The sequence below is a fragment of the Rossellomorea vietnamensis genome (assembly GCF_008180415.1).
Classification (GTDB): Bacteria; Bacillota; Bacilli; order Bacillales; family Bacillaceae_B; genus Rossellomorea; species Rossellomorea vietnamensis_C.
This window is the reverse complement of record NZ_VTEI01000003.1, coordinates 335,033-356,420: the sequence shown is the minus strand read 5'-3', so window position 1 is coordinate 356,420 and position 21,388 is coordinate 335,033. Positions and strand designations below refer to the sequence as shown.

The 21,388-nt window shown below is 42.0% G+C and carries 21 protein-coding genes; 9 read left to right on the top strand and 12 right to left on the bottom strand.

The annotated features are described in order from the left end of the window. Window positions 1–350: 350 nt before the first annotated feature. Complete coding sequence (locus FZC78_RS07875; protein WP_187444847.1) at window positions 351–2,036, bottom strand: DUF2339 domain-containing protein; 1,686 nt, start codon at window positions 2,034–2,036, stop codon at window positions 351–353. A 218-nt stretch (window positions 2,037–2,254) separates the two neighbouring features. Between FZC78_RS07875 and FZC78_RS07870 the strand changes: the two genes are divergently transcribed. Beyond that, a complete protein-coding gene (locus tag FZC78_RS07870; protein WP_148939115.1) occupies window positions 2,255–2,644 on the top strand; it encodes a hypothetical protein in 390 nt (129 codons plus the stop codon). 67 nt (window positions 2,645–2,711) lie between these two features. Here the strand turns inward: FZC78_RS07870 and FZC78_RS07865 are convergent, their stop codons facing one another. The 6 genes from FZC78_RS07865 to FZC78_RS07840 all read right to left on the bottom strand — a co-directional run bounded on the left by FZC78_RS07865 (window position 2,712) and on the right by FZC78_RS07840 (window position 7,148). After that, window positions 2,712–2,978, bottom strand: a complete 267-nt coding sequence (locus tag FZC78_RS07865; RefSeq protein ID WP_148939113.1) for a hypothetical protein — start codon at window positions 2,976–2,978, stop codon at window positions 2,712–2,714. Between the two features lie 158 nt (window positions 2,979–3,136). Then, on the bottom strand, window positions 3,137–3,388 hold the full coding sequence (locus FZC78_RS07860; protein ID WP_148939111.1) for a DUF805 domain-containing protein: 252 nt from the start codon (window positions 3,386–3,388) through the stop codon (window positions 3,137–3,139). A 115-nt stretch (window positions 3,389–3,503) separates the two neighbouring features. Further along, window positions 3,504–4,676 carry an IS200/IS605 family element RNA-guided endonuclease TnpB gene (tnpB, locus tag FZC78_RS07855; RefSeq protein WP_148939110.1) on the bottom strand — a complete coding sequence of 391 codons (1,173 nt, stop codon included), beginning with the start codon at window positions 4,674–4,676 and terminating at the stop codon, window positions 3,504–3,506. Window positions 4,677–5,085: 409 nt separating this feature from the next. After that, on the bottom strand, window positions 5,086–5,421 hold the full coding sequence (locus FZC78_RS07850; RefSeq protein ID WP_148939109.1) for a ribonuclease E inhibitor RraB: 336 nt from the start codon (window positions 5,419–5,421) through the stop codon (window positions 5,086–5,088). Between the two features lie 62 nt (window positions 5,422–5,483). Then, window positions 5,484–6,818, bottom strand: coding sequence for a cell wall-binding repeat-containing protein (locus FZC78_RS07845; protein ID WP_252183571.1), 1,335 nt, complete (start codon window positions 6,816–6,818; stop codon window positions 5,484–5,486). Between the two features lie 129 nt (window positions 6,819–6,947). Next, window positions 6,948–7,148, bottom strand: coding sequence for a DUF6612 family protein (locus FZC78_RS07840; protein WP_148939106.1), 201 nt, complete (start codon window positions 7,146–7,148; stop codon window positions 6,948–6,950). A gap of 683 nt (window positions 7,149–7,831) precedes the next feature. On the opposite strand from FZC78_RS07840, the gene FZC78_RS07835 reads away from it, so the two are divergent. After that, window positions 7,832–8,710 (top strand): helix-turn-helix domain-containing protein, encoded by an 879-nt coding sequence (locus FZC78_RS07835; RefSeq protein ID WP_148939104.1) that lies wholly within the window; start codon window positions 7,832–7,834, stop codon window positions 8,708–8,710. Window positions 8,711–8,789: 79 nt separating this feature from the next. On the opposite strand, the gene FZC78_RS07830 is transcribed toward FZC78_RS07835, so the two are convergent. Continuing rightward, the gene (locus FZC78_RS07830; protein WP_148939102.1) at window positions 8,790–9,329 is read right to left on the bottom strand and encodes a hypothetical protein; all 540 of its coding nucleotides are present in this window, start codon (window positions 9,327–9,329) and stop codon (window positions 8,790–8,792) included. A 343-nt stretch (window positions 9,330–9,672) separates the two neighbouring features. On the opposite strand from FZC78_RS07830, the gene FZC78_RS07825 reads away from it, so the two are divergent. Then, entirely contained in the window at window positions 9,673–11,250 is a 1,578-nt protein-coding gene (locus FZC78_RS07825) for a cell wall-binding repeat-containing protein (protein WP_148939100.1), read from the top strand. Between the two features lie 79 nt (window positions 11,251–11,329). On the opposite strand, the gene tagU is transcribed toward FZC78_RS07825, so the two are convergent. After that, on the bottom strand, window positions 11,330–12,262 hold the full coding sequence (gene tagU / locus FZC78_RS07820) for a polyisoprenyl-teichoic acid--peptidoglycan teichoic acid transferase TagU (RefSeq protein ID WP_148939098.1): 933 nt from the start codon (window positions 12,260–12,262) through the stop codon (window positions 11,330–11,332). Between the two features lie 163 nt (window positions 12,263–12,425). Here tagU and FZC78_RS07815 point away from each other — a divergent pair, with 163 nt between their 5' ends. From FZC78_RS07815 to FZC78_RS07805, 3 genes are all read left to right on the top strand, one after another. Beyond that, the gene (locus tag FZC78_RS07815) at window positions 12,426–13,949 is read left to right on the top strand and encodes a cell wall-binding repeat-containing protein (RefSeq protein WP_148939097.1); all 1,524 of its coding nucleotides are present in this window, start codon (window positions 12,426–12,428) and stop codon (window positions 13,947–13,949) included. 130 nt (window positions 13,950–14,079) lie between these two features. Next, window positions 14,080–15,036, top strand: coding sequence for a cell wall-binding repeat-containing protein (locus FZC78_RS07810; protein WP_148939095.1), 957 nt, complete (start codon window positions 14,080–14,082; stop codon window positions 15,034–15,036). A 195-nt stretch (window positions 15,037–15,231) separates the two neighbouring features. Further along, window positions 15,232–16,182 carry a hypothetical protein gene (locus tag FZC78_RS07805; protein ID WP_148939093.1) on the top strand — a complete coding sequence of 317 codons (951 nt, stop codon included), beginning with the start codon at window positions 15,232–15,234 and terminating at the stop codon, window positions 16,180–16,182. Between the two features lie 195 nt (window positions 16,183–16,377). Here FZC78_RS07805 and FZC78_RS07800 read toward each other — a convergent pair whose 3' ends face one another. The 3 genes from FZC78_RS07800 to FZC78_RS07790 form a co-directional block, all read right to left on the bottom strand. Further along, window positions 16,378–16,752, bottom strand: a complete 375-nt coding sequence (locus tag FZC78_RS07800; protein ID WP_148939091.1) for a DUF2750 domain-containing protein — start codon at window positions 16,750–16,752, stop codon at window positions 16,378–16,380. 129 nt (window positions 16,753–16,881) lie between these two features. Then, entirely contained in the window at window positions 16,882–17,922 is a 1,041-nt protein-coding gene (locus tag FZC78_RS07795) for a LysM peptidoglycan-binding domain-containing protein (RefSeq protein ID WP_148939088.1), read from the bottom strand. Window positions 17,923–18,000: 78 nt separating this feature from the next. Further along, window positions 18,001–18,795 (bottom strand): SGNH/GDSL hydrolase family protein, encoded by a 795-nt coding sequence (locus FZC78_RS07790; RefSeq protein WP_148939086.1) that lies wholly within the window; start codon window positions 18,793–18,795, stop codon window positions 18,001–18,003. A 229-nt stretch (window positions 18,796–19,024) separates the two neighbouring features. On the opposite strand from FZC78_RS07790, the gene FZC78_RS07785 reads away from it, so the two are divergent. The 3 genes from FZC78_RS07785 to FZC78_RS07775 all read left to right on the top strand — a co-directional run bounded on the left by FZC78_RS07785 (window position 19,025) and on the right by FZC78_RS07775 (window position 21,334). Beyond that, window positions 19,025–19,771, top strand: coding sequence for a YveK family protein (locus FZC78_RS07785; RefSeq protein ID WP_148939085.1), 747 nt, complete (start codon window positions 19,025–19,027; stop codon window positions 19,769–19,771). After that, window positions 19,764–20,459: a CpsD/CapB family tyrosine-protein kinase gene (locus FZC78_RS07780; RefSeq protein ID WP_148939083.1), complete on the top strand. Its 696-nt coding sequence runs from the start codon at window positions 19,764–19,766 to the stop codon at window positions 20,457–20,459. The genes FZC78_RS07785 and FZC78_RS07780 overlap by 8 nt, the downstream gene beginning before the upstream one ends. Before the next feature lie 107 nt (window positions 20,460–20,566). Continuing rightward, a complete protein-coding gene (locus FZC78_RS07775; protein ID WP_148939082.1) occupies window positions 20,567–21,334 on the top strand; it encodes a tyrosine-protein phosphatase in 768 nt (255 codons plus the stop codon). The last annotated feature ends 54 nt before the right edge of the window (window positions 21,335–21,388 follow it).

Below are 21,388 nucleotides of genomic sequence, written 5' to 3'. Positions count from 1 at the left end.
GGTTTCTAAAAAAACTCTTAGACACCACTTCAACTGAATTTCCCTGCAGTACTGGTCTCTAGAAAGCCTTTAGACACCACTTCAACGAGTATTCCCTGCAGTACTGGTCTCTAAAAAGCTCCTAGACACCACTTCAACTGAATTTCCCTGCGGTACTGGTTTCTAAAAAAGCTTTTGGACACCACCTCAAATGAAATTCCCTGTGGTACTGGTTTCTAAAAAGCTCCTAGAAACCACTTCAATTAACTTTCCCTGGGGTACCGGTCTCTAGAATGACAAATAAAGCAGGTCTAATTCATTTCCGAATTAGCCTGCTATTTGTACTATTCTCTCCCAATAGGACCCCCTTACTACTCCGACTTCTTATAATAAAAACGGGAAAGGGCAATCCCCACACCACCCAGAGCGATGAATAATACAGCACGAACCAGTATGGAAATATAGGCGATGTCGATAAAAATAACTTTTACAAGAGTCAGGAAGATCAGGACAATCCCCAGCAAGCGGATTTTTTTATCTTCTCTTTGCACCCCGATAATCACCCCAATAATGGAGTAGAGTACCCAGAGACCGGAAATGATCAAGCTTTGAATATCAGAAGAATACCCTTCAGTGGCTGCGAGCCCTAATTGTGTAATAAAGGCCAATATAAGAACCGCCACTGCTCCGAATAGTATCCGCATTGACGACTTAAAATCCAGGAAGCTTTCATAAAAAGCCTGGTTTCTTTGCAGGGTAAATTTCAACCCCCAGCCGGAAAGAATCAAAATGAGCCATGCGGCTGTTTGATAAGAAAAAACATGATATATGTGGTCGGTGATAGTAGCGGTCAGTCCGATAAAATAAAGAAGTAAAGCCAGCAGGGACTGTATTCTTCCTTTTGTCGCTAATCCCGCGTACAAGGCGATGACCCCTTGAATCACCAATAGAGCTCCCACTTCTTCGTAGTTCAACAAGTCAGCCAGAAGCAAAGCAAGGGAGTAGGTGGCGACTGGAAGAAGAGTACGCAGTTTATCCGCTCCTCTTTGCCAATATGATAATGCAAGATAAACAGCAGTTGACACTACAAGGAATAGGGTATAGTCGGAATCATCCAGCCACATGACTACCCATCCTTGAGTTAATACAAAGCTCGTAAACAAGGTGGCTCTTTGATAAACAGGAAAGATTTCTTTCGTGACAAACATCCCTAACAGAAAAACATGCTGAACGATAATCCCAAGGGCTATTATCTCAACGTCGCCCCCTTGGGTAACGGCGTAGACAAACAACGCCGGGTGAAGCAGGATGAAACTGGATAGATACAGCCATTGATATTTTTTATACATAGCGTAGAAGAGCAGGGCGATAAAAAACAGCACTTCATAGCCTGTAAACAGCAGTATGTTTGTTGAGGTTCCCTCTATTAAAAAAGGAACAAGGAATCCGGTAATCGACGAAAGAACTGCAATCGGCTGGGAATTGTGCCTGTCAGATAAGTAAATGCCCAGTATCACCCAGATTACGTTCACTATAAAAGCAAGAGATCCAGGGATGATTCCATAAAGGACGTTGCCTGCAAATGTTGACAAGATCAAGATGGGGATCGCCCCCCCTATGAGGATCTGTCCTAGGGCGTTCCTGCCTTTCTTGACTTGCCTTTCACCCAGCCAAACGAAAAAGCCGGCTAATGCATACCCGAGCAGGATCCTGATCGGCTCAGTGATCAAGCCGATATCCACCATTGCTTTATAGCCCCATAAAACCCCAAGTATGAGCACCAGAATGAACACCCTTGGCAGCCAGACCTGGCCAATCAGTTTTTCATAATCCACGGCAGTATCTTCATTTTTGAGGCCAACAGGGTCTGCGGCCTTTTTTTCAGTCTGTATCAAAGGTTTCTGATCTTGTTTCTCGATTTTCGGTTTAGAGTCTATGCGGTTAAAGGGCTTACTGGCTGCTGAATGGGAAGAAGTCTTTAGCTTCAAAACGTCAATTTGCCGCTCTAATTCTATAACTCTTGTTTCCAATTCTTCTACCTTTTTTTCTAAAGTCATATTGCACCCGCTTTCCATATAACATAATCCAATTATATCCTAAAATACGGAAAAAATGGGACGGAGGGACAGCTTCCTTGTCCCAGTTCTCCTCAAACGGGACATCCGGCACGTTTCAATAATCCCAGTTTCCTGGAAATTACGCTGGGTAAAGGGTAAAGAATATCCTGGGTTAAGTGGAACGTCAAGCACCTCCCGGGTACAAAAGGAGGCAAAGGATGCATCAATACATGTCTATTATGTTGTCGGTATCTTTAGTACATAGCCCTTTAACGGAAGAACCGAAAGTACTCAGTGAACATAGTGATCGGCAGCTGGCCGTGTCAGATAAAAACACCCAAGAACTCTATAAAGAAGAAAAAGAGGAGCACAACTACAAAGTGCAGTTCAAAGAAGATGGATTTTATCAGGTAGCGCATGTCTTTTCTGAAAATCAATTCGGCAGTATGAAGGAAACCCGGGTCTATTATGTTGATGGAAGTGATTACTACCTGGTATCCCGAAATGAATTCTCAAAGCAGAACATTTTGCCGGAGAGCATAGAAACTGGCAGCTTAACGAAAATGGATGAGGTGCCGTTTGAAACGGAAGAGGACGGTACTTATTGAACTTCCTATGTAAATTGCAAAGTAAAAATGGCTCCTCAAAAGGAGCCATTTTACATCCAGCTTCCACCTAATCCCCCTTGCCCCTCTCATACTTATTCCACATATAATACGTATAATAAATTTGAATAGAATTCCCCACTACACTGATAAGGGTGATAATCAAAGAAAAATAAAAGCCGTAGTCAAGTACATATCTTAATAGAATGAAAATTACAGGATTCCACAAGGTCACCCAAATGGTACGAATCATCTTCCTTCTGTAACTGAGCTTGAAATAATTGAACGCGAATCCTTTATCCACTTTCTCAGTATGGCTGGGGACAGTGGTAAACATCGACAAACCTCCTCATCTGCTGGATTGTGTGTTCTGTTGGTATATGATTTCTGTGAAGTAAGGTAACGAATTTTATGTGAAGTGAAGGCGTAAAAGGGGCAGTGCTTACGGTGGGACGCTTGAAAATTAACCTGACAGCTTAATGGCATATAATCTATCTAATGAGACACTGAACTTTCGACGGCCTCCTGGTGTTTTGGGTTAGGTCCCCATTGGTTAGTGCCTTTCTCGCTGTCGTTTGTCATGAAAAATAGCAGCATGATTTGCCCGATGAAAGGTATGATGAGGATCAGAGCCATCCACCCGCTTCTCCCGATATCATGGAAGCGTCGCACAATCACTGCTACAGCAGGCAGGGTGATGAGTAAGTAATACAATTCTGCGAGCCAATCGTCCACTATACTGAACATCAACTCTACCGCGATAAGCAAACAGTTAATGTTGAACTACCCACCACTTATCGCCCTTACAGGTCGCTTGAAGTGGGGGATTCCTAAGAACACAAACCTATCGGTTCGTTTTTAATTAGGCTAACTCCGCAGTCCCTGCGGTTAATCGCAATGCTTCATTGCGAAGATTTATACTTGCGTTCAGATCCCTTTGATGGGTGCTTTTACAGTTTGGACACGTCCATTCACGCAACGCAAGATCTTTAACGGCTTTATACTTATGATTACATACAGAACATAGCTGGCTGGAAGGGAAATTTTTCGCTGCGGCTACCACCTGTTTACCGTACCATAATGATTTGTATTTCAACATAGACCTGAATTGGGCCCAGCTTACTTCGCTGATTCCTTTTGAAAGGTCTTTGTTTTTTAACATGTTTTTGACAGACAAATCTTCAATGCCGATAATATCGTGGTTTTTGACTATTTCGGTAGAGATTTTATCCAACATATCTTTTCTTGCATTAGCGATTTTTTCGTGCAGCCGGGCAACTTTCTTTTTTTGTTTATTCCAATTCGAAGAACCTAATTGCCTCCTAGAAAGAATGCGTTGGGCATTACTTATTTTCTTTTCTAGTGTACGGAAAAAGCGGGGGTTTTTATAAATTGTGCCATCTGAAAGAGTTGCGAAATCCTTCAAACCTACGTCGATTCCGACAGAGGTGCCAGTTTTCTTATAGGGTTGAACTTCTGATTCAGCCAAAATCGAAACGAAGAACTTACCTGAAGGGTTTCGTCTAATGGTGGCGTTCATTATTCGGCCTTCCACCTCACGACTCTTGGCAAACCGAACCAGGCCGAGTTTTGGCAATTTGATGTGTTTATCTTTCACTTGTATATTCCCGTTCACAAACTTTGTGGTATAGGATTGAACGGGGTTCTTCTTCGATTTGAAGCGAGGTAAACGATTTTGTTTCTTGTAATACCGTGTGTAGGAATCATGAACGATTTCAACTGATTTCTGAAGGGCAATACTATCGACTTCTTTCAAGAATGAATAGGTCTTCTTGAGCTCTCGAACAGCTTTAATGGATTGGTTCTTGTTGAAAAATACGCTTTTCCAATTGTTCTGTGAAAGCTGCCCATTCTGTACCATTTCATTTACGATAGACCAATAAGCGTCTTTGTTCTTTTGTTTCCCGACAAAATAGTTGTAGATGAACCGGGAACAACCGAACGTTTTATTGATTAATTCAATCTGTTCGTGATTTGGATAGATCCTGAATTTAAAGGTTTTTTTAACATTCAAATGGTTTCACCTCCTTGTAGTAATTATACCAAGAAAGATGGCACCATGGGAACATATGTTTCTTTCGAAGTTTTTTTAGTAGAGACCAAAAGGCAGGCGATTCATCTCCCCCTTACCGTTGGGCTATGCCCTTCACACGCTTGAAGAGGGAGTTTTCTCGCCATTTTTTAGATAAAATTAATCAGAAGAAATAACCAGAATTCTTTCCGCCTGGATCTCCCGCTAAAATTCATAAAGCTCTTCAAGACTTTAAAATACCAGCGCATAATCGGTTCCTCACTTTAGATAGGCTATTAGTCCTTATTTTAATACCCTAAATAAAAACATAAAAACCAGAAAATTCAAAAAAGCAGGACATGGTAACTGTCCTGCTTCCATTTATTCCATTACGACTTGAGACACAGCCGTATCAATCAACCATTACGCCCCAGCCATCCGTATAGCCGCCGAAAGGCTCACTCAACTCATCCAGCCGCCTTTGCACATTCACAATTTCTTCGTGAATCAAAAGCATTTCCACATAACAATAAAGAGTCCACTCTTTCGTTTCCTCATCCTGTTCTAATTCGCAGGAGAACCCATCATTACGAAGTGCTGTTGAAAGGGCATTACCGCTTTCGCTGTCTGGAATCCCGATGAAAAAATCCACAATCTGCGGCTTGTTAAAATCAACACCTTGTTTATAAAGCATTTTTAACACTTGTCCATCTTCATCGTTAGGAAACTTTTTAGGAAATAATCTCATAGTTCATTTTCTCCTTCTCTCTATGGAGAGGGTGGGACAAGGGACCTGTCCCACCGCGCCGCCTACTCCACTACCCACTTTAAAGTATCTTTAGCGGGAACTTCCTCTTGAAAGGAATGATCACGGTATTCAAGGAGAACGGGTGTTTTTTGTTTATCTGCAAAAAAGGCGGCAGTTTTTTGCAGGCTTTCCCCAGGCTGGATCGTTTTATAATTATCATATTGGTATTCTGGTAATGTGTCTGAATAGTAAAGCCTAAATGGCGATTCTTCAATGGCATTTTCGGTGTTATTTGTCTGAGTAAAGGTGACTCGGAATTCCTCATACCAGTCCATTGGAACCACCTCAATTTTCTCGACGGTAACGGTCATCCCATTGCTTGGAGAAACAGCCGGTTCTCCGATCTTGCTGAATATAAGATTGTTTTTGTCCGAAACATCAGGAAACGGGTTGTGGTAAGTGCTGATGGTTTTCACGACACTGTCACTGATTGCTGCTTTCCCGCCTAGTATCGTAAAGTCATTGAAATTCTCAAGCAAAGGAGCAACCTGTGAAGGGACCTTCTCCTGCTCAACAAGAATGATGGGTGCGTTATTTTTAGCAGCATAGACAGAGCCAGATAGAGCATCAGCAAAATTTCTTCCTGTCGCAACGACTGCTTTGCCGCTCCACCCTTCAAAAGTCTGCAAGCTTCTTACACTCATGTAATTGGTGTCAAAGCGGTCCTGTCCTCCAAATCGGGTTGCGTAGGGAAGCTTTCCGAGCGCCTTATCAGAGATGACGCCTTTTCCGCCGATAGCGAGCGCCGCGCCGAAATTATCCATGGCATCCAGAGTAGCAGCAGGAACGCTGTCTTTTTCGGTCAATAGGATAGGAGTCTGGCTGATCGCAGCATAGGAAGAAACCGAAAGCGCATCCGGGAAGTTCCGGCCGTTCACGACCATAACCTGGCTGGAAGGCAGTTCTGCCGAGATTCGAGCAGCCGTGGCAAAGCGGTCAGACCCGCTGATTCTTTTAAAAGAAACCCCTAAAGCCTTCAATTCCTTCTCGATAGTGAGAGAAACCGCACTCTTTCCTCCTAGAATAATGACCTTCTTTGCTTTTAATCTAACAATCTCATCTTTTGTTACATTGGAAAGTGCAGCAGGATCCGTCAAAAGAATCGGTGCATCGTATTTATAAGCCAGCGGTCCGCCTGCCAACGAGTCCGGAAAATCTCTTCCTGTCGCAAGTACAACCGTCTCTGCTTTGTCCCAGCCAAGCTGAGAAATCTCCACAGCTGTTTCATATCGATTCTTACCGCTTGTCCGTTCAAGGGCCAAAGCCCCATTGGCAAACAAAACGGAAAGAATGAGTCCAAATACTAAGATAATAGAAGCTTTCATTCTAAAATGCATCACACATTTTCCTCCTTGCAGTATGTAAGTATGATACTATTTTAGCATATTTTACTATAGGGGTTTCTGTTAAATAATAGAAAATAAGGGTTTCTGAATTCAAATTGAACCCATTAACCCTTCTGCTTTTTACTGAACAGCTTCTGAAGAAATTTCAATCTTCCCAATTTCATTGAAGGTGGATTCCTTGCTGCTTAAATCGCAGTGAAGAATAAAGGAAGTTTCAAAAGTGGAGACATTGAAACTCGAAAAGACAACCGTTTTTTCAGGATATAAAGTATCTTTATCTAAGTAGATTGTGAGTTTGTATTCATTAACAGACACATCCATATCCCCGCCCTCCTGATAGTTGGGCAGCGCCATTTAAAAGATTGGTCAGGGATCTCTAGAAGGGAGGGGCACATTGTCCCGAGAGGAAATTCAAAGGAGTGTGACGACTGCGATATCCTGACATGTGAATATTCTATGGATGAGTATTAAATACCTTTAAGTGAGAGGATGTGAAATGGAGAGCTGAAATATAAACTATCAACAACTGATTTTTCACAGTATCTATTTGTGAAATTTAAACATCAGCAAGCAAGGTCCAGCAACACTTCTACTAAATATTCATGAAAGAATATGCGTCACATTGATAAGTGCTTTATAATAGAAAAAAGAGCACTTTCATTAAGAAAGCGCTCTGCGGGTAAGTAATTTTGTTAATTAATATACTGTTGGTAGTTCTGCTGTACGAGGAGTTTCTTCTGCTGAAGCACTTCCCATAACACCGGCACCGAACAGTAGGAATGAAGCAGCAAGCACGACCATGATTTTTTTCTTCATAGGTAAATCCTCCTTGTGATTTAATTAGATAATTCTGTAAGAATATCTGTTACTCATATTAAACCATAACTAAGAAAGTTCTGCATTTGCCGTGATAGGTCTTTTAGACGCTTTTTCGCTATAATTTTGAACTATATAGACGTTTTTCTTTAAAAATATAACTTTAGGAATATTTAGGGGAGATAACAATGGATTTTTCAGCCGTAGGTAAAAAAATAAGAGAGCTAAGAAGAAATATAGGGTTATCTCAAGAGGAGCTCTCAGAGGGAATATGTACCCAAGCGCAAATCAGTAAAATCGAAAAAGGGGACGTCTATCCCTATGCCTCTACCCTATATCTTATTTCACAAAAGCTGGGGGTTGATGTCAATCACTTCTTTGATATTGGTATGACGCCAAGGCTTGATTATGTGCAGGAGGTAAAAAGGCAGCTGGTTCTTTCTCGTAGAAATTTAAATTATGGAGAAATGAAACAGGTCGTCGAAACGGAAGTCCATAATCCACTTTTTACTCAAAATAAAAAAAATCTGCAATTATTGTTATGGCATAAAGGCATTTATCAATATGAGCTGGATAAGGATACAAATACAGCCCTCGAGACGCTCTCAGCCGCTGTTCAATTAACCCATATTTCGAATAAGTATTGGTCGGAAAGAGAAATAGAAATCATGCTTACTATGGGGGCAATTCACTTTGAGGAAGATCACCTTGATGAAGCACTCCAAGTTTATAAGAACATACAACAATATATAAACACTATTCCCTACTTAACCGATTACACAATCAAGACCCGATTGTTCTATAACCTTGCCCGCACTTTAACAAGATTTAAAGAATACGAAGAGTCCAGCAAGTATTGTAGAGCGGGTATCAACTGGTGTATCGAAAAAGATAATCTTTATTTCCTTGGAGAACTTCACTACCACCTGGGATACAACTACGAATTGTTGGGGGATATAACGACAGGAATTCAATACATGAAGAAAGCATTGATTGTCTTTGAACTGCAGCAGGATGAAAAATATAGTACTTTCATTAAAGAGAAAATTAAACGCCTGGAAAAGTAGAATTGATCGGTAAGCAAGGGGACTGTTGTCTTGCTGTACTTGCAGCACGACAACCGTCCCCTTGCCGCTCTCAATCGAGTCAAACCCTCACCCGCATCTCCCTGCGAGCTCCAAATAAGACCCCCATCACAAGCACAAAACTCAAAGAAGTGACCATAGCTTGTCCAGCTATTTCAGATATGATAAAAGAGGCTATAACATAAACAGCTGAAAATACAATACAAGCGAAAAAGGTACCTGCCCGTGAAAGGACAGCATCTAAGATTAGGTGAATATGAAAATAAATCAATCCAGGAAGGCCACTGATGATCAACAAATATGTAAATTCTGTTGAGCCTGATCCTTGGCCCGTATCCAGAAGGAGTGAAAGTACTGTTACGATCAATAATCCTCCAAATCCGTAAATAATCACGCTCAAGAAGTAATAAAGAAATGAAGTTAGACTTGGCATCTTCTTCAATAGGTAGTCCGCCAAAAGGGAAAATAGTGTTCCTCCTAGAAGAAAGACAGGCAGTGAGACCATGATGACGGATGAAAAGTAAACTGAATCTGGCTCAATGATCCATGCCAGCATGATGGAACTGAGTATGGCAGTAAGAATCCTTTCGATAATAGACATCTTCGTATCCCCTCTTTTCATCATAGATTTTACCAAAATCAAAGCCTTCGGCACTACTTGTTTCAAAAAAATCCTGGCGGAGCTCTGATTCCTTACACACGTACCAGATGAATCAACAGCTCGTACACCCTCTGATTCCATGTCTTATGAAGATAAAGTGGAACCGAGTAAAACCACACTTAACCGAGTTTCTTCCTATTATAGTATAAATATATAAAGCGCTTACAAAAAACCATCTGTAAATGAGTAAATAAATAGACTAAAAAACCAATTTTTGTTAAAATAAAGATTGTGTAAAAATAACCCTTTAAAGTTATAAAAAGGGAATCAAAGGGAGTGCAAGATGAAAAAACTGTCGGCGTTACTATTTATCACTTTTCTAAGCATTATGTGTATCGGAGAAGCAAGTGCAGATGAAACGGTTTCCAGGTTATCTGGAAACAGCAGGTATGAAACGGCAGCAATGATTTCGAAGGAAGGCTGGAAGGAAGCCGATATTGTCGTGTTGGCCCGAGGTGATTCCTATCCGGATGCTCTATCGGGTGTACCGCTGGCAAAAGATCAAGATGCGCCCCTTCTATTGACTTCACCTGACGAATTACACTACTTTGCTAAAAAAGAGATTAAGAGACTGGAACCGTCAATGGTCATTCTACTCGGAGGAGAGCAGGCAATTGGCACGAGCATTAAAAAAGAAATCGAAAAGATGGGGATAGCAACTCAAAGAATATCCGGGAGCGACCGCTATTCAACCTCAGTCAAGATAGCTGAATTTCTGGGGAGCTCAAAAGAGAAGGCAGTCATTGTGACAGGCAGGGATTTTCCAGATGCTTTGTCAGCAGCTCCGTTTGCAGCAGAAAAAGGATATCCTATACTTCTGACAGACCCCAAAGCTCTTCCAGCCGAAGTGGAGGAACATGTGTCTGAGTATAAGTCGACCCTGTTAGTGGGTGGAACGGATGCAATCAGTAAAGAGGTAGAAGATACCCTTCCCAACCCGGAAAGAATTTCAGGGAAGGACCGCTATCAAACCTCGGCAAATCTCATTCAAAGTAAATATGAAGAAAATAGTCACCTTTATATCAGTACAGGAGAAGACTTTGCCGATGCATTAACAGGATCCGTACTGGCAGCGAAGAATAAAACAGCAATCATGCTGGTACAACCGGAAAGTGTCCCAGATCACGCAGACAGCCTCTTGGAATCTCAAAAGGTGGAGAAACTGACGATCTTTGGCGGAACAGGGGCAGTCGGTGATTCAGTAGCCAGGAAGTTGAAATATTTGATTGATAATGAGCAATCAACCTTTACTTCCTACTTCCCGAGTCAGGAGAGAGTCTCCATCTTCGAGAGGGAAGAATCATCTCTCAAGTATGATATGATCGACTACAAATCTGTTGAAGATGGGTCCTACTATCTATGGTTCCTCTGGAGTGGGCGCGACGAACCGGGTTCTATTAGTTATTTTGAAGATGAGACCGGGCTTTATGTTGAGTCCAATGTAACCGGAAAAAAACACCTGATGGTCGAATATCCTGCTGTGGAAGGGGCTAAGAGAAACATCGATTTCCTATATGCCACTTTAGCTGAGGATCGTAGGAGCCAAACGATAGAGGTGATGGATGTTACATCCGATACATTCACTTACAAAGTAACTGAACGCGGCTACTCGCAAACTTATACTGTAAAACACGGAAAAGGAATAGTCGATTCAGATTACGTGGAGCTGACATTCCCTCTTACCGTAGAGGAAGCTTTGAAGATCATTGAAATTATGGTAGATGGCGAAAAAGCACCTGTTCATTATCCGGAAAAGGACACCGAAGATTACTATTACATCGGAGCCGATTATGGGCGCGACGGTTGGGTCTACTTGAAAGTAAACAAACATACAGGGCAGTATCAGTACGGCGGAGAATAAAAACAAGGGAAAACAAGGGGACGGTTCTCGTGCTGCACTTCGCAGCACAAGAACCGTCCCCTTGCTGTTGCTCTTTCCTTTAAATCTCCAAATGATCCTTCAACGTCTGCTGAACAGCTGTCTGTTCTTCTTGTGGAACCATGAAATAGTAAATTCCATCAATGGTTGTACCGCTTCCGGCAATCTGGCTTTGTTCGATATCACCAGTAGCGTTTTTATAGTTCTTTTGGATATCGACCATTTCGTCAAAAGTCAAATTCGTTTTAACGTTTTTCCCAATGGCATTAAAGATATCTCCATAATTCCAAAGAGAAGAAATACTCGCACCTTCTTTGATAACCGCCTGAATGATTTGGCGCTGACGGTCTTGGCGGCCGAAATCTCCGCGAGGGTCTTCATATCTCATACGAGAATATTTAAGAGCTTCCTCACCGTTCAAAGTCAATTCACCCTTTGTAAAGTGGTGACCTTCATAATTGAAATCAAGATCATTATTAACAGTGACACCGCCAACAGCATTCACTATATCCTTAAACCCTTCCATATTGATCTTCGCATAATAATCAATCGGAATATCAAGGAAGTTCTCAACAGTATCCATAGCCATCTCGACTCCGCCAAAAGCGTATGCATGGTTAATCTTATCCACGGTTCCCCTGCCAATGATGTCAACTCTTGTATCACGTGGAATACTTACCATCTTCGTGGAATTTTCATTCGGATTAACGGACAACACGATCATCGTATCAGAGCGGCCTCTGTCTCCCGCACGCTCATCCACTCCCAACAGTAATACGGAAAAAGGTTCTTTATGTTCTACGGATACCTTTTTCTCCCGCCTATCAGATTTCTCACGATCAATCTTTTCGTGCATCTCGGAAGCTGTATCGTTAATAGAATCATAGAGTGAATAGGCATATGCCCCGCCTGCAATCACAAGAAGCAACGCAATTAATCCAAATATCTTAAGGCCTTTGCGACTTTTTTTCTTTTCATGCTTGTCTGCTCTCAATTAATTTTCCCACCTAATGTTATTTATAGTTTTGTAGACATAAGTAAAATATACTAAATTCCTGTCGAAAAAGAAACACTTCTTCAAAAAAATGTTAATGGCTGAAAGGAATCCCTCTTAAATGCTAGAATGGAAGAAATAAAGAAAAAGGGGAGAAATACTAGTGTTACAGAAGAAACTTATTGTATCAGTCATCTCACTACTCATGTTGATCAGCCTCATGCCTCGTGCGGCAGAGGCGAGTGGAGAAGAACGCTTTGGCGGCGCAGGCCGTTATGAAACGGCCAACATTATATCTAAAGCAGGGTGGAAGACAGGGGCAAAAGAAGTCGTCCTGGCAAGAGGCGATGATTTCGCGGATGCTCTTTCAAGTACCCCGTTCGCTGCCAAGATTAATGGTCCCATCTTATTGACAACCGGTGATTCGTTAAAGGGTTCAACAGCACAGGAACTCAAACGCCTCAATGCGTCCAAAGTCTGGATCGTCGGAGGCACGAATGCGATTTCCGATAAAGTGGCAAGCCAGCTTCGAAATATGAACCTGAAGGTCGAACGTTTGGCAGGAAAAGACAGGATCCGGACGTCGGTCGCAATCGCCAATAAACTGGGCTCATCCCATGGAACAGCCATTGTCGTCAATCGCGACCAATTCCCGGATGCAATTGCCATTGCGCCTTATGCTGCCCAAAAGAAGATTCCCATCATTCTCTCGGATCGAAACGAACTAAACAGCTATAACAGCAATTTCTTGAAAAAAGTCAATAAAACCTATCTTATCGGAGGGGATGCCGTTCTCTCCAACAGCCTGCTGAAAAAGGTCCGTAACGGAGAACGAGTTGCAGGAGGAAACAGACATGTCACATCAGTGAGGATTGCTGAAAAATTCTTCTCGGGCTCAAGCAGGCCCTTCATAGCCACCGGTGAAAAATTTGCTGACGGTCTGACAGGCTCAGTACTTGCTGCTAAGCGCAATCAGCCGATCCTTCTTGTAAAGCAAAACAGTGTCGACAACACAGTAAAAAGATTCATTAAAAATAACAACGTGAAAAATTATACCGTCCTCGGCGGAAATCAAGCCGTCGATTCATCTATCGGACTGAAACTGCACGCACCTCAATTCGACCGAAACAGTGAATGGCTCATGCTGGTGAACAAAAAGAAGCACTTATCCAGCAGCTATGTTCCAAAGAACCTGACCATTCCCAATGTCCGGTTTCCATTCTCGGGTTATGATCAAAAGAAAAACCTAAGATCCGTGCCAGCAAAGGCTCTGGAAAACATGTTTGCAGCTGCGAAAAGAGATGGCAGCACACTGTATGCACAATCAGGATACCGTTCCTACCAGCGCCAGAAAACACTTTTTGATTACTATAAGAGACAGTACGGAGAAGCGGCAGCCAACCGGTTCAGCGCAAGACCGGGACAAAGTGAACACCAAACCGGACTAGCGATGGATGTGACCAGTGCAAGCGTGGGGTATGACTTAGTTGAAAGCTTCGGAGAGACGAAGGAAGGCAAATGGGTGAAAAATAATGCCTGGAAATACGGCTTCATCGTCCGCTATCCTAAGGGAGCCGAAAGTATAACAGGCTATCAATATGAACCATGGCATCTTCGTTATATCGGAGTGGAGCACGCAAAGTACATCACCGAGAACCATCTCACATTAGAAGAATATCTCGAGTAAAGAAAAGGGCAATCTTTTCTCAATAAAAGATTGCCCTTTCTTACGGTTTAATTATAGAAAAAAGTGGCAATTTATAACCATTCTACAAATGATAGAATAAAAGAAACACAATACGGAAAGGGGTAATACAGTGAGAAACAAGGTCGCGATATCCATCATCGCAGCTATGTTACTAATTTGGTTGATACCTAGTGCCGCAGGAGCCAGTCCGGAAGAAAGATTTGGAGGAGACAACCGCTATGAAACAGCGGTCATTCTTTCAGAAATTAGCTGGGAGAATGAAGCCGAAGATGTCGTGCTGGCAAGAGGAGATGAATTTGCCGACGCATTGGCAAGTACACCGTTTGCAGCCAAAGTCGATGGTCCAATCCTATTAACAGAACAGGACAATCTGACGAGGGCTTCTTATGATGAAATCAGAAGGCTTGGAGCTCAGAAAGTATGGGTAATGGGCGGAAGCAATGCCATATCTGATAAAGTCATCAATCAGCTTGAAAACATGCCGGGTGTAGAAGTGGAAAGAATAGCCGGGAAAGACAGAGTGGAAACATCGGTCAAGATCGCAAAACGAGTGGATTCCACTCCTGGTGAAGCCATTGTCGTCAATAGAGACAGTTTCGCGGATGCCATTGCAATAGGACCTTATGCCGCCAAGAAGCAGGTGCCGATAATTCTGTCGGATAAAAATGCCTTGAACACCACCAACAGAAGCTATTTGGAAAAAGCGGGCAAAACATATGTCATCGGAGGGAAAGCAGTCCTTTCAGATAACGTATATAAAGCAGTCAACAAAGCCGATAGAATTTCCGGTGAAAACCGATATGTCACGTCAGTACGTATTGCAGATAGATTCTTCCCGGGTGGAGATATGCCTATTATTGCAACAGGTGAAAAGTTTGCCGATGGGTTAACAGGATCACTGCTTGCAGCCAAACGGAATCAGCCGATTCTTCTAGTTCAACACAATCATGCAGATGATGAAGTGAAGAGGTACTTCTATTTCAACGATGTCGCCAACTACACAGTACTGGGCGGGTATAATGCTGTGCACCAATACATTTATGCTCAGCTGGTAGCAGGCAGATAAACAAAAGGGTGTCCCGGAGAATTTACGGGACACCCTTTTTGGTTGGGACAGAGGGGAAGGTCCATTCATCCCCTCAGAAAGGATTACATAATTAAGGAAAGATATATCTCCTCTTGAATAATAGTATAATATAGTCACTGTAATTTATATGAATTTAAGGTAAGATTTAACAATTCGGTTAAAGGGGAGAGGTTAGTGATGCGGAGAGGGATTTATGGAATAAATATTTTGCTTGCTTTTTTATTTCCACTTTGCGGATTTCTAGGGTACATGGAAATTGACAAAGGTATTTACGTTGCCGTTTTTATTCTTACTATTTTGTTTTTAGCATCCTTGGCAGATAATGAGCCGAACATGGTTAAGAGCTTTATTGCATATACATTGTTTGCAGCTATTTTCTTTGCCGGGATAGATGAGTCTGGAATTGTTTATGAGACCTACACCCAATATTCTACTTTGTCTCAATACTTAGCTTTTTCGCTTATTCTTGGCATGCTTGCTTCTATGCTTGTTTTAAGGGGAATTGGCATTGCAGGAGCGATTCTGGCCTATTTTGGTACCCTGCTGTTTGGAGCCATTACAAATCAAGGGATGGATTTAGCAAGTTATTTAGAGGATATTGCCTACAACTATGCACAAATTGGTATGTTTGGTTGGGACTATACATTTCCTGTCCTAATTTCTATGCTGTTGTTTGCTCTGTGGGGCTATACAGGTATTCCAGGGAAGAAGCCGAATATGGCTGTTTTTGCATGTGCCATCATTCTTCTGTTAATACTGAGATCCCTCTTGAATGGTGGAATGGTGTTGAATATGGAAGCGGTGTCTTCCGTGGTCTTTGTGGCGGTTCTCTTAGGGTTTCTTATCTGGTCGTATAAGTATATGAAGGCCAATGAGAACGCTTCTCTTGAAATGGATGCGGATGAATATAGAGAGTGGAAGGAAAGGGAAAAATACGAGAACCGTGTTTGGGAGGCGGAGAGGGGTTTGCAGGACGTCCGCGAGTATAAGTTCAGCAGTGAATCTGAAATTTATGATGCAGAACAAGAAGTACAACAGAAAGAATGGGATTTGCAAGACTTTAAGAATTCAAAAGAAGAACGTGTAAGGAAGAGGAAACAACAAGAGTGGGATGAATGGTTATAATCAAAAAACCTGCAATGTTTCTTTGTTCTCATGTACATTACTGAATTTCTCGTAAAATAAGAGGGCAAAATCATGATTGATTTTGGCCCTCTTATTTTAGGAGGTGTTCTTATATCTGACATTATAAAGCTTGGGCAAGGAATCTGTCATTTCGTCCCACTATACTATAATTGTAGTGAGCACCGCGTCCCGCATCTAATAGTTCTCCAGCTCTGCTTCCAAATCATTAAGCAGTACCTCAATCTCAACAACCGCTGTATCTTCTTCGACAGGAAAGATGGAAGGTCTTATTCCTTTTTCTTTCATTCCTGCAAGCCATTTGTCCACAAAGTCATCCAACTCAACCGACTTAGCATGGTATCCCGTCCATTTATCCTTCGCGCAGCTCTCTGCAAATTCTCTTCTAGGGAAGAAGGGGATCAGTACTTTGCCTTCCTCATCGTGAGCAGTTGCCCAGCCCTCATTATACAAGCCCCAGACTTCTTCATGATCGGCTACCTTCTTGATAAAGTACTCGTAACGGACCGCTGCCGGCAGCCTGCTGACAGAATCGAATTCCTTCTTATCCATTGTAATCAATCCTTCCTGGGGTAATGTGAGATGTCCCGCGTCCGCGCCTATAAAGTGGGACAAGGAACCTGTCCCTCCGTCCCGCAGAAAAGGGTCTCCCGGGAAAATTCCCAGGACACCCTTTATAATTTAATAGAATCGCTTAAACCCATCAAACTTCGATTTCCAGTAAGAGTTGCTAAGACTGGTAATCTGCACGCCGTTATCACCGGCGTGGATAAATTGGTTATCTCCTATGTAGATGCCTAAATGAGAGATTCCTTTTTTGTATGTATTTTCGAAAAATACGAGATCACCTGGTTGTGGTGAATTTACATAGTACGAAATGTTGTAGTAGCCGCCGCTTGAAATTCGGCTGAGGTTCATTCCTGCTTTATTGTACACATAGTAGATGAAGCCGCTGCAATCAAATCCGCTTGTTTTGCTGCCTCCCCATACATATGGAGTGCCGATATGGGACTTTGCTTCTTTAATCAGCTTGTCGACATTATAGCCAGCATCTCCTGCTTGGTCCTCTTTAGGAGGCTGGGAAGAAGTCGATTTAATAGTTAACTTCTGTCCGATGTAGATCATATCCGAACGAAGCCCGTTCCATTCCTTCAGCTGTGAGACGGATACTCCGAATTGCCCGCCGATACGAGAGAGTGTGTCACCGGCTTGTACCTTATAGGACGTTTCTGAAGATGGAGCCGGCTGAGAAGGTTTAACGGGTTCCGGCTTTGGTTGTACAGGTGCAGGAGCTTGTATTTCTACCGTACCTCTTGCAACAATCAACGCTTGTCCAGGATAAATTAAGTGAGTCGTTAAATTGTTCCAGGACTTCAGTTCTGCAAGACTGATAGAATGCTTGTTGGCAATGCCAATCAAGGTATCACCGGGAACAATCGTATACTTGGTCTCAACCACCGGTTTGTCCACCGCAGTCTCTTTAGAAGGAGGTGCCGGGACTGCTGCTTGAGAGCCTTCCACTTTCAAAACCTGGTTCGGATAAATCACATCAGACTTCAAGCTGTTCAGCTTCTTGAGCGCCGAAACGGATGTGTCATACTTCTTGGCAATCGACCAAAGTGAATCTCCACTGGACACTTTATGGGAACTAGCCTCTGCGGCAGCTCCATAAGCAGTGGAAATAACAGCAGTAGCAGCGACAGTAAATAACACTTTTTTCACGATATTTCCCCTTTTGTCATAATATAGTAGTTTATGAGTATTTTACCACGATAAAGCAGAAAAAGGGAAGGTTATTCGTCACTCAGAAATTAAGTAGGAAATAATCGCGTCTGCCCAGGCTTTTTGGCCCTGTTCATTTGGGCTGCTGCCTTCACCATTTAAATAGTTCTTGATTTCGTCCGATTCGACATCTGGCCAGTTTTCCCAATGGTCGATATAGGTATAGCCCTCATTGTCAGCAAATTTCTCAAGTTCGCTGATTTGCGTCGCATACCAATTCGGTGAGTGAACCGGCTGTGGAGGGGTCAATACTAACTCCATACCGACATTGCTTGCAGAGATATCTTCATAGATAGTTTGGATATGAACCAGTGAATCTTCAATTCGCACCAAAGAATTATCGTTCAATGTTAAAGGTTCAAAGATCACTAGATTAGGATCTAAATCTGCAATCTCCTCGGCTTGTGCTTCTGCAACAAAGTCAAAGGAATTAGAATCATAAGGAAAGCTGTGAACCGTAATGGTGTCGCCGTACTTAGCCTTAACGGCATCCGCAACAAGATCATTCCACCCAGGCTCTACAGCATCCATCGCTTGGGAACCAGCAATCACCAGGTTGAACGCTTCTCCTTCTTCAAGTTTGTTCTCATAGATACTTCTCAGTTCAGGCGACCAGTTGCCGGTATAAGAAAGAGTCCCACTAGGGCTGCTTTCCTTTGAAGCTTCGTCCTTCTTCTCGCTATCTCCCTGTTGATCAGTACTTTCAGCCTCAGTGGCTGCAGGAGCAGAGTTGAGATTCTTCCAATGAAGATTACCGAGAAGAATCACTCCAACACTGACTATCATTAATAATAAAATAAATAATTTCTTCATAATTTCTCCTCCGATTCCAGCTAAATGTATGGAAAATGAATCCAAAATAGAAAAAGGTCTTCCAAATAAATGGGTCATGTTGTTTAATTAATACTAGGAATTCACATTTTACAAATCTATTAAAATTATGACAATTTTTTCAGGAAAAGACAAGATTTTTCCGATAAATCCCAAAGCAATATGATATAATACTACAGGATTTTATATAAAAGGAGTTTAGGAGGCTATCATGGAAGAGACGATAAGCTTGAAAGAGTTAATGGCAACACTGAGGAAACGAATGAGTATGATTTTGATCATCACACTGATTGCAGTGATCGTAAGTGCTGCAGTCAGTTATTTTGTTTTAACACCGATATATCAATCATCCACACAGCTGCTGGTGAATAAATCGAGCCAGGAGCAGAATGCGTACGACGTCAATCAGGTAAGAACAAATCTTGAACTAATCAATACGTACAATGTCATTATGAAAAGCCCGGCCATCTTAGATAAAGTAGTAGATGAACTGGATCTTGATATGACAGCAGGAACACTTAATGGGAAAATCACAGTAGGGAGTGAACAGAACTCTCAGGTAGTAAATGTGACGGTCCAGGATGAAGATCCGGAGCAGGCAGCCGCCATAGCCAATAAAGTAGCAGAAGTCTTTCAACGTGAAATCGTTACGATTATGAATGTTGACAATGTCAGCATCCTTTCACAGGCAAACCTAGGTGAAAATCCATCGCCTATTAAACCGCAGCCACTATTGAATATTGCTATCGCAATGGTAGTAGGCCTTATGGCAGGTGTCGGATTGGCGTTCTTATTGGAATACCTGGATAACACAGTGAAAACCGAAATGGATATTGAAAAGAATCTCGAGCTTCCTGTATTGGGCGTCATTCCAACAATGGATGATAAAGAATTTACAAATACAGTGAACCGCCAGGACAGGTCAGCAAGAAGAAGAGGTGAAAGTGCCAGTGTTTAAACGTACTAATAAAACGTTCAATAATCAGAGAAAATTAATTACAAAAGTTAACCCTAAATCTCCAGTTTCGGAACAATATAAAAATATCCGTACGAATATACAATTTTCAACCGTCGACCAGGAGTACCGTACCATCATGGTCACTTCCTCCGGTCCGGGAGAAGGAAAATCCACTACGGCCGCTAATCTTGCCGTCGTATATGCACAGCAAGGCAAACGTGTGCTTCTTATTGATGCTGATTTAAGAAAGCCGACCGTACACTATACATTTAACTTCACGAATACATTTGGTTTGACAACGGTTCTGACGAAGCAAACAGCACTGGCAGAAACCGTAAAAGACAGCGGAGTGGAAAAACTTCATATCTTATCAAGCGGACCGATCCCGCCAAATCCAGCTGAGCTGCTTGGTTCTAAGGCAATGAACTGGTTTTTGAATGAAGCGAAAGAGCTGTACGATATCCTTATTTTCGACACGCCTCCAGTCCTGGCAGTGACAGATGCACAGGTCATGGCCAACCAATGTGACGGCACCATCCTGGTTGTATCCAGCGGCACCACTGAAACAGATGCATCCAAAAAGGCGAAAGAAAGCCTAGTAGCAGCAAAAGCAAAGATCTTGGGCGTTGTGTTAAACAATAAAAAGCAATCAGAAACAAACTACTATTATTATTACGGTACTAATTAACCGAATTCGACAATATCCGACAAAATAACCCCGTTTCGTAAACAGTATCGACATGTTAAGATGAATTTTGTGCCATTTAGGACTTAAGACGTAGAGGAGGAGTACAAATGATTGATATTCACTGTCACATCCTGCCGGGAATTGATGATGGAGCCAAAACGATGGAAGATAGTATCGACATGGCGAAGGCTGCATTGAAAGAGGGTATCCACACGATCATTGCTACTCCTCATCATAAAAATGGAAAATATAACAATATAAAGTCAGACATCCTGCCTTTAGTAGATCAAGTGAATAAGAGATTGAAAGAAGAAGTGGTAGACGTAACCATCCTGCCCGGACAAGAGGTTCGGATTTTCGGTGAAGTGGTAGACGATTATCAAAAGGGAGAAATTCTTCCTTTAAACGGTGATTCACAATATGTATTTATTGAATTTCCGTCTAACCACGTACCGAGATATACCGAAAGACTTCTATACGATATCCAGTTAGCTGGCCTGACTCCTGTCATAGTTCATCCAGAAAGGAACTCGGAATTAATTGAGAGACCTGAAAAACTGTATGAACTTGTGAAAAACGGAGCATGCACTCAAGTGACAGCATCCAGCCTGACAGGATACTTCGGGAAGAAGATTCAAAAGTTTTCACAGCAAATTATAGAGGCAAACTTAACACATTTTATTGCTTCAGATGCGCATAACACTCATAACCGAAACTTTAAAATGAATGAAGCAATGGATTTTATTGAAAAACAGTATGGAATGGATCAACTCTATTTCTTTACAGAGAATACAGAGTTGTTAATAGATAACCAGAATATCTACAGAGAAATACCGGAGCCGATCAAGAAGAAAAAGTTTTTGGGGATTTTTTAATGAAAATAAAATTAACTAAAAGAGTTAGCCTATATCTTTCTATCTTATAGGTAT

Coding starts and splice junctions, on each gene's coding strand:
- FZC78_RS07825 (WP_148939100.1), top strand. CDS start 9,673: ATGAAAAAACTGTCGGCGTTACTATTTATCACTTTTCTAAGCATTATG.
- FZC78_RS07875 (WP_187444847.1), bottom strand. CDS start 2,036: ATGACTTTAGAAAAAAAGGTAGAAGAATTGGAAACAAGAGTTATAGAA.
- FZC78_RS07785 (WP_148939085.1), top strand. CDS start 19,025: ATGGAAGAGACGATAAGCTTGAAAGAGTTAATGGCAACACTGAGGAAA.
- FZC78_RS07835 (WP_148939104.1), top strand. CDS start 7,832: ATGGATTTTTCAGCCGTAGGTAAAAAAATAAGAGAGCTAAGAAGAAAT.
- FZC78_RS07865 (WP_148939113.1), bottom strand. CDS start 2,978: ATGTTTACCACTGTCCCCAGCCATACTGAGAAAGTGGATAAAGGATTC.
- FZC78_RS07830 (WP_148939102.1), bottom strand. CDS start 9,329: ATGTCTATTATCGAAAGGATTCTTACTGCCATACTCAGTTCCATCATG.
- FZC78_RS07800 (WP_148939091.1), bottom strand. CDS start 16,752: ATGGATAAGAAGGAATTCGATTCTGTCAGCAGGCTGCCGGCAGCGGTC.
- FZC78_RS07790 (WP_148939086.1), bottom strand. CDS start 18,795: ATGAAGAAATTATTTATTTTATTATTAATGATAGTCAGTGTTGGAGTG.
- FZC78_RS07775 (WP_148939082.1), top strand. CDS start 20,567: ATGATTGATATTCACTGTCACATCCTGCCGGGAATTGATGATGGAGCC.
- FZC78_RS07860 (WP_148939111.1), bottom strand. CDS start 3,388: ATGTTCAGTATAGTGGACGATTGGCTCGCAGAATTGTATTACTTACTC.
- FZC78_RS07845 (WP_252183571.1), bottom strand. CDS start 6,818: ATGCATTTTAGAATGAAAGCTTCTATTATCTTAGTATTTGGACTCATT.
- FZC78_RS07850 (WP_148939109.1), bottom strand. CDS start 5,421: ATGAGATTATTTCCTAAAAAGTTTCCTAACGATGAAGATGGACAAGTG.
- FZC78_RS07840 (WP_148939106.1), bottom strand. CDS start 7,148: ATGGATGTGTCTGTTAATGAATACAAACTCACAATCTACTTAGATAAA.
- FZC78_RS07870 (WP_148939115.1), top strand. CDS start 2,255: ATGCATCAATACATGTCTATTATGTTGTCGGTATCTTTAGTACATAGC.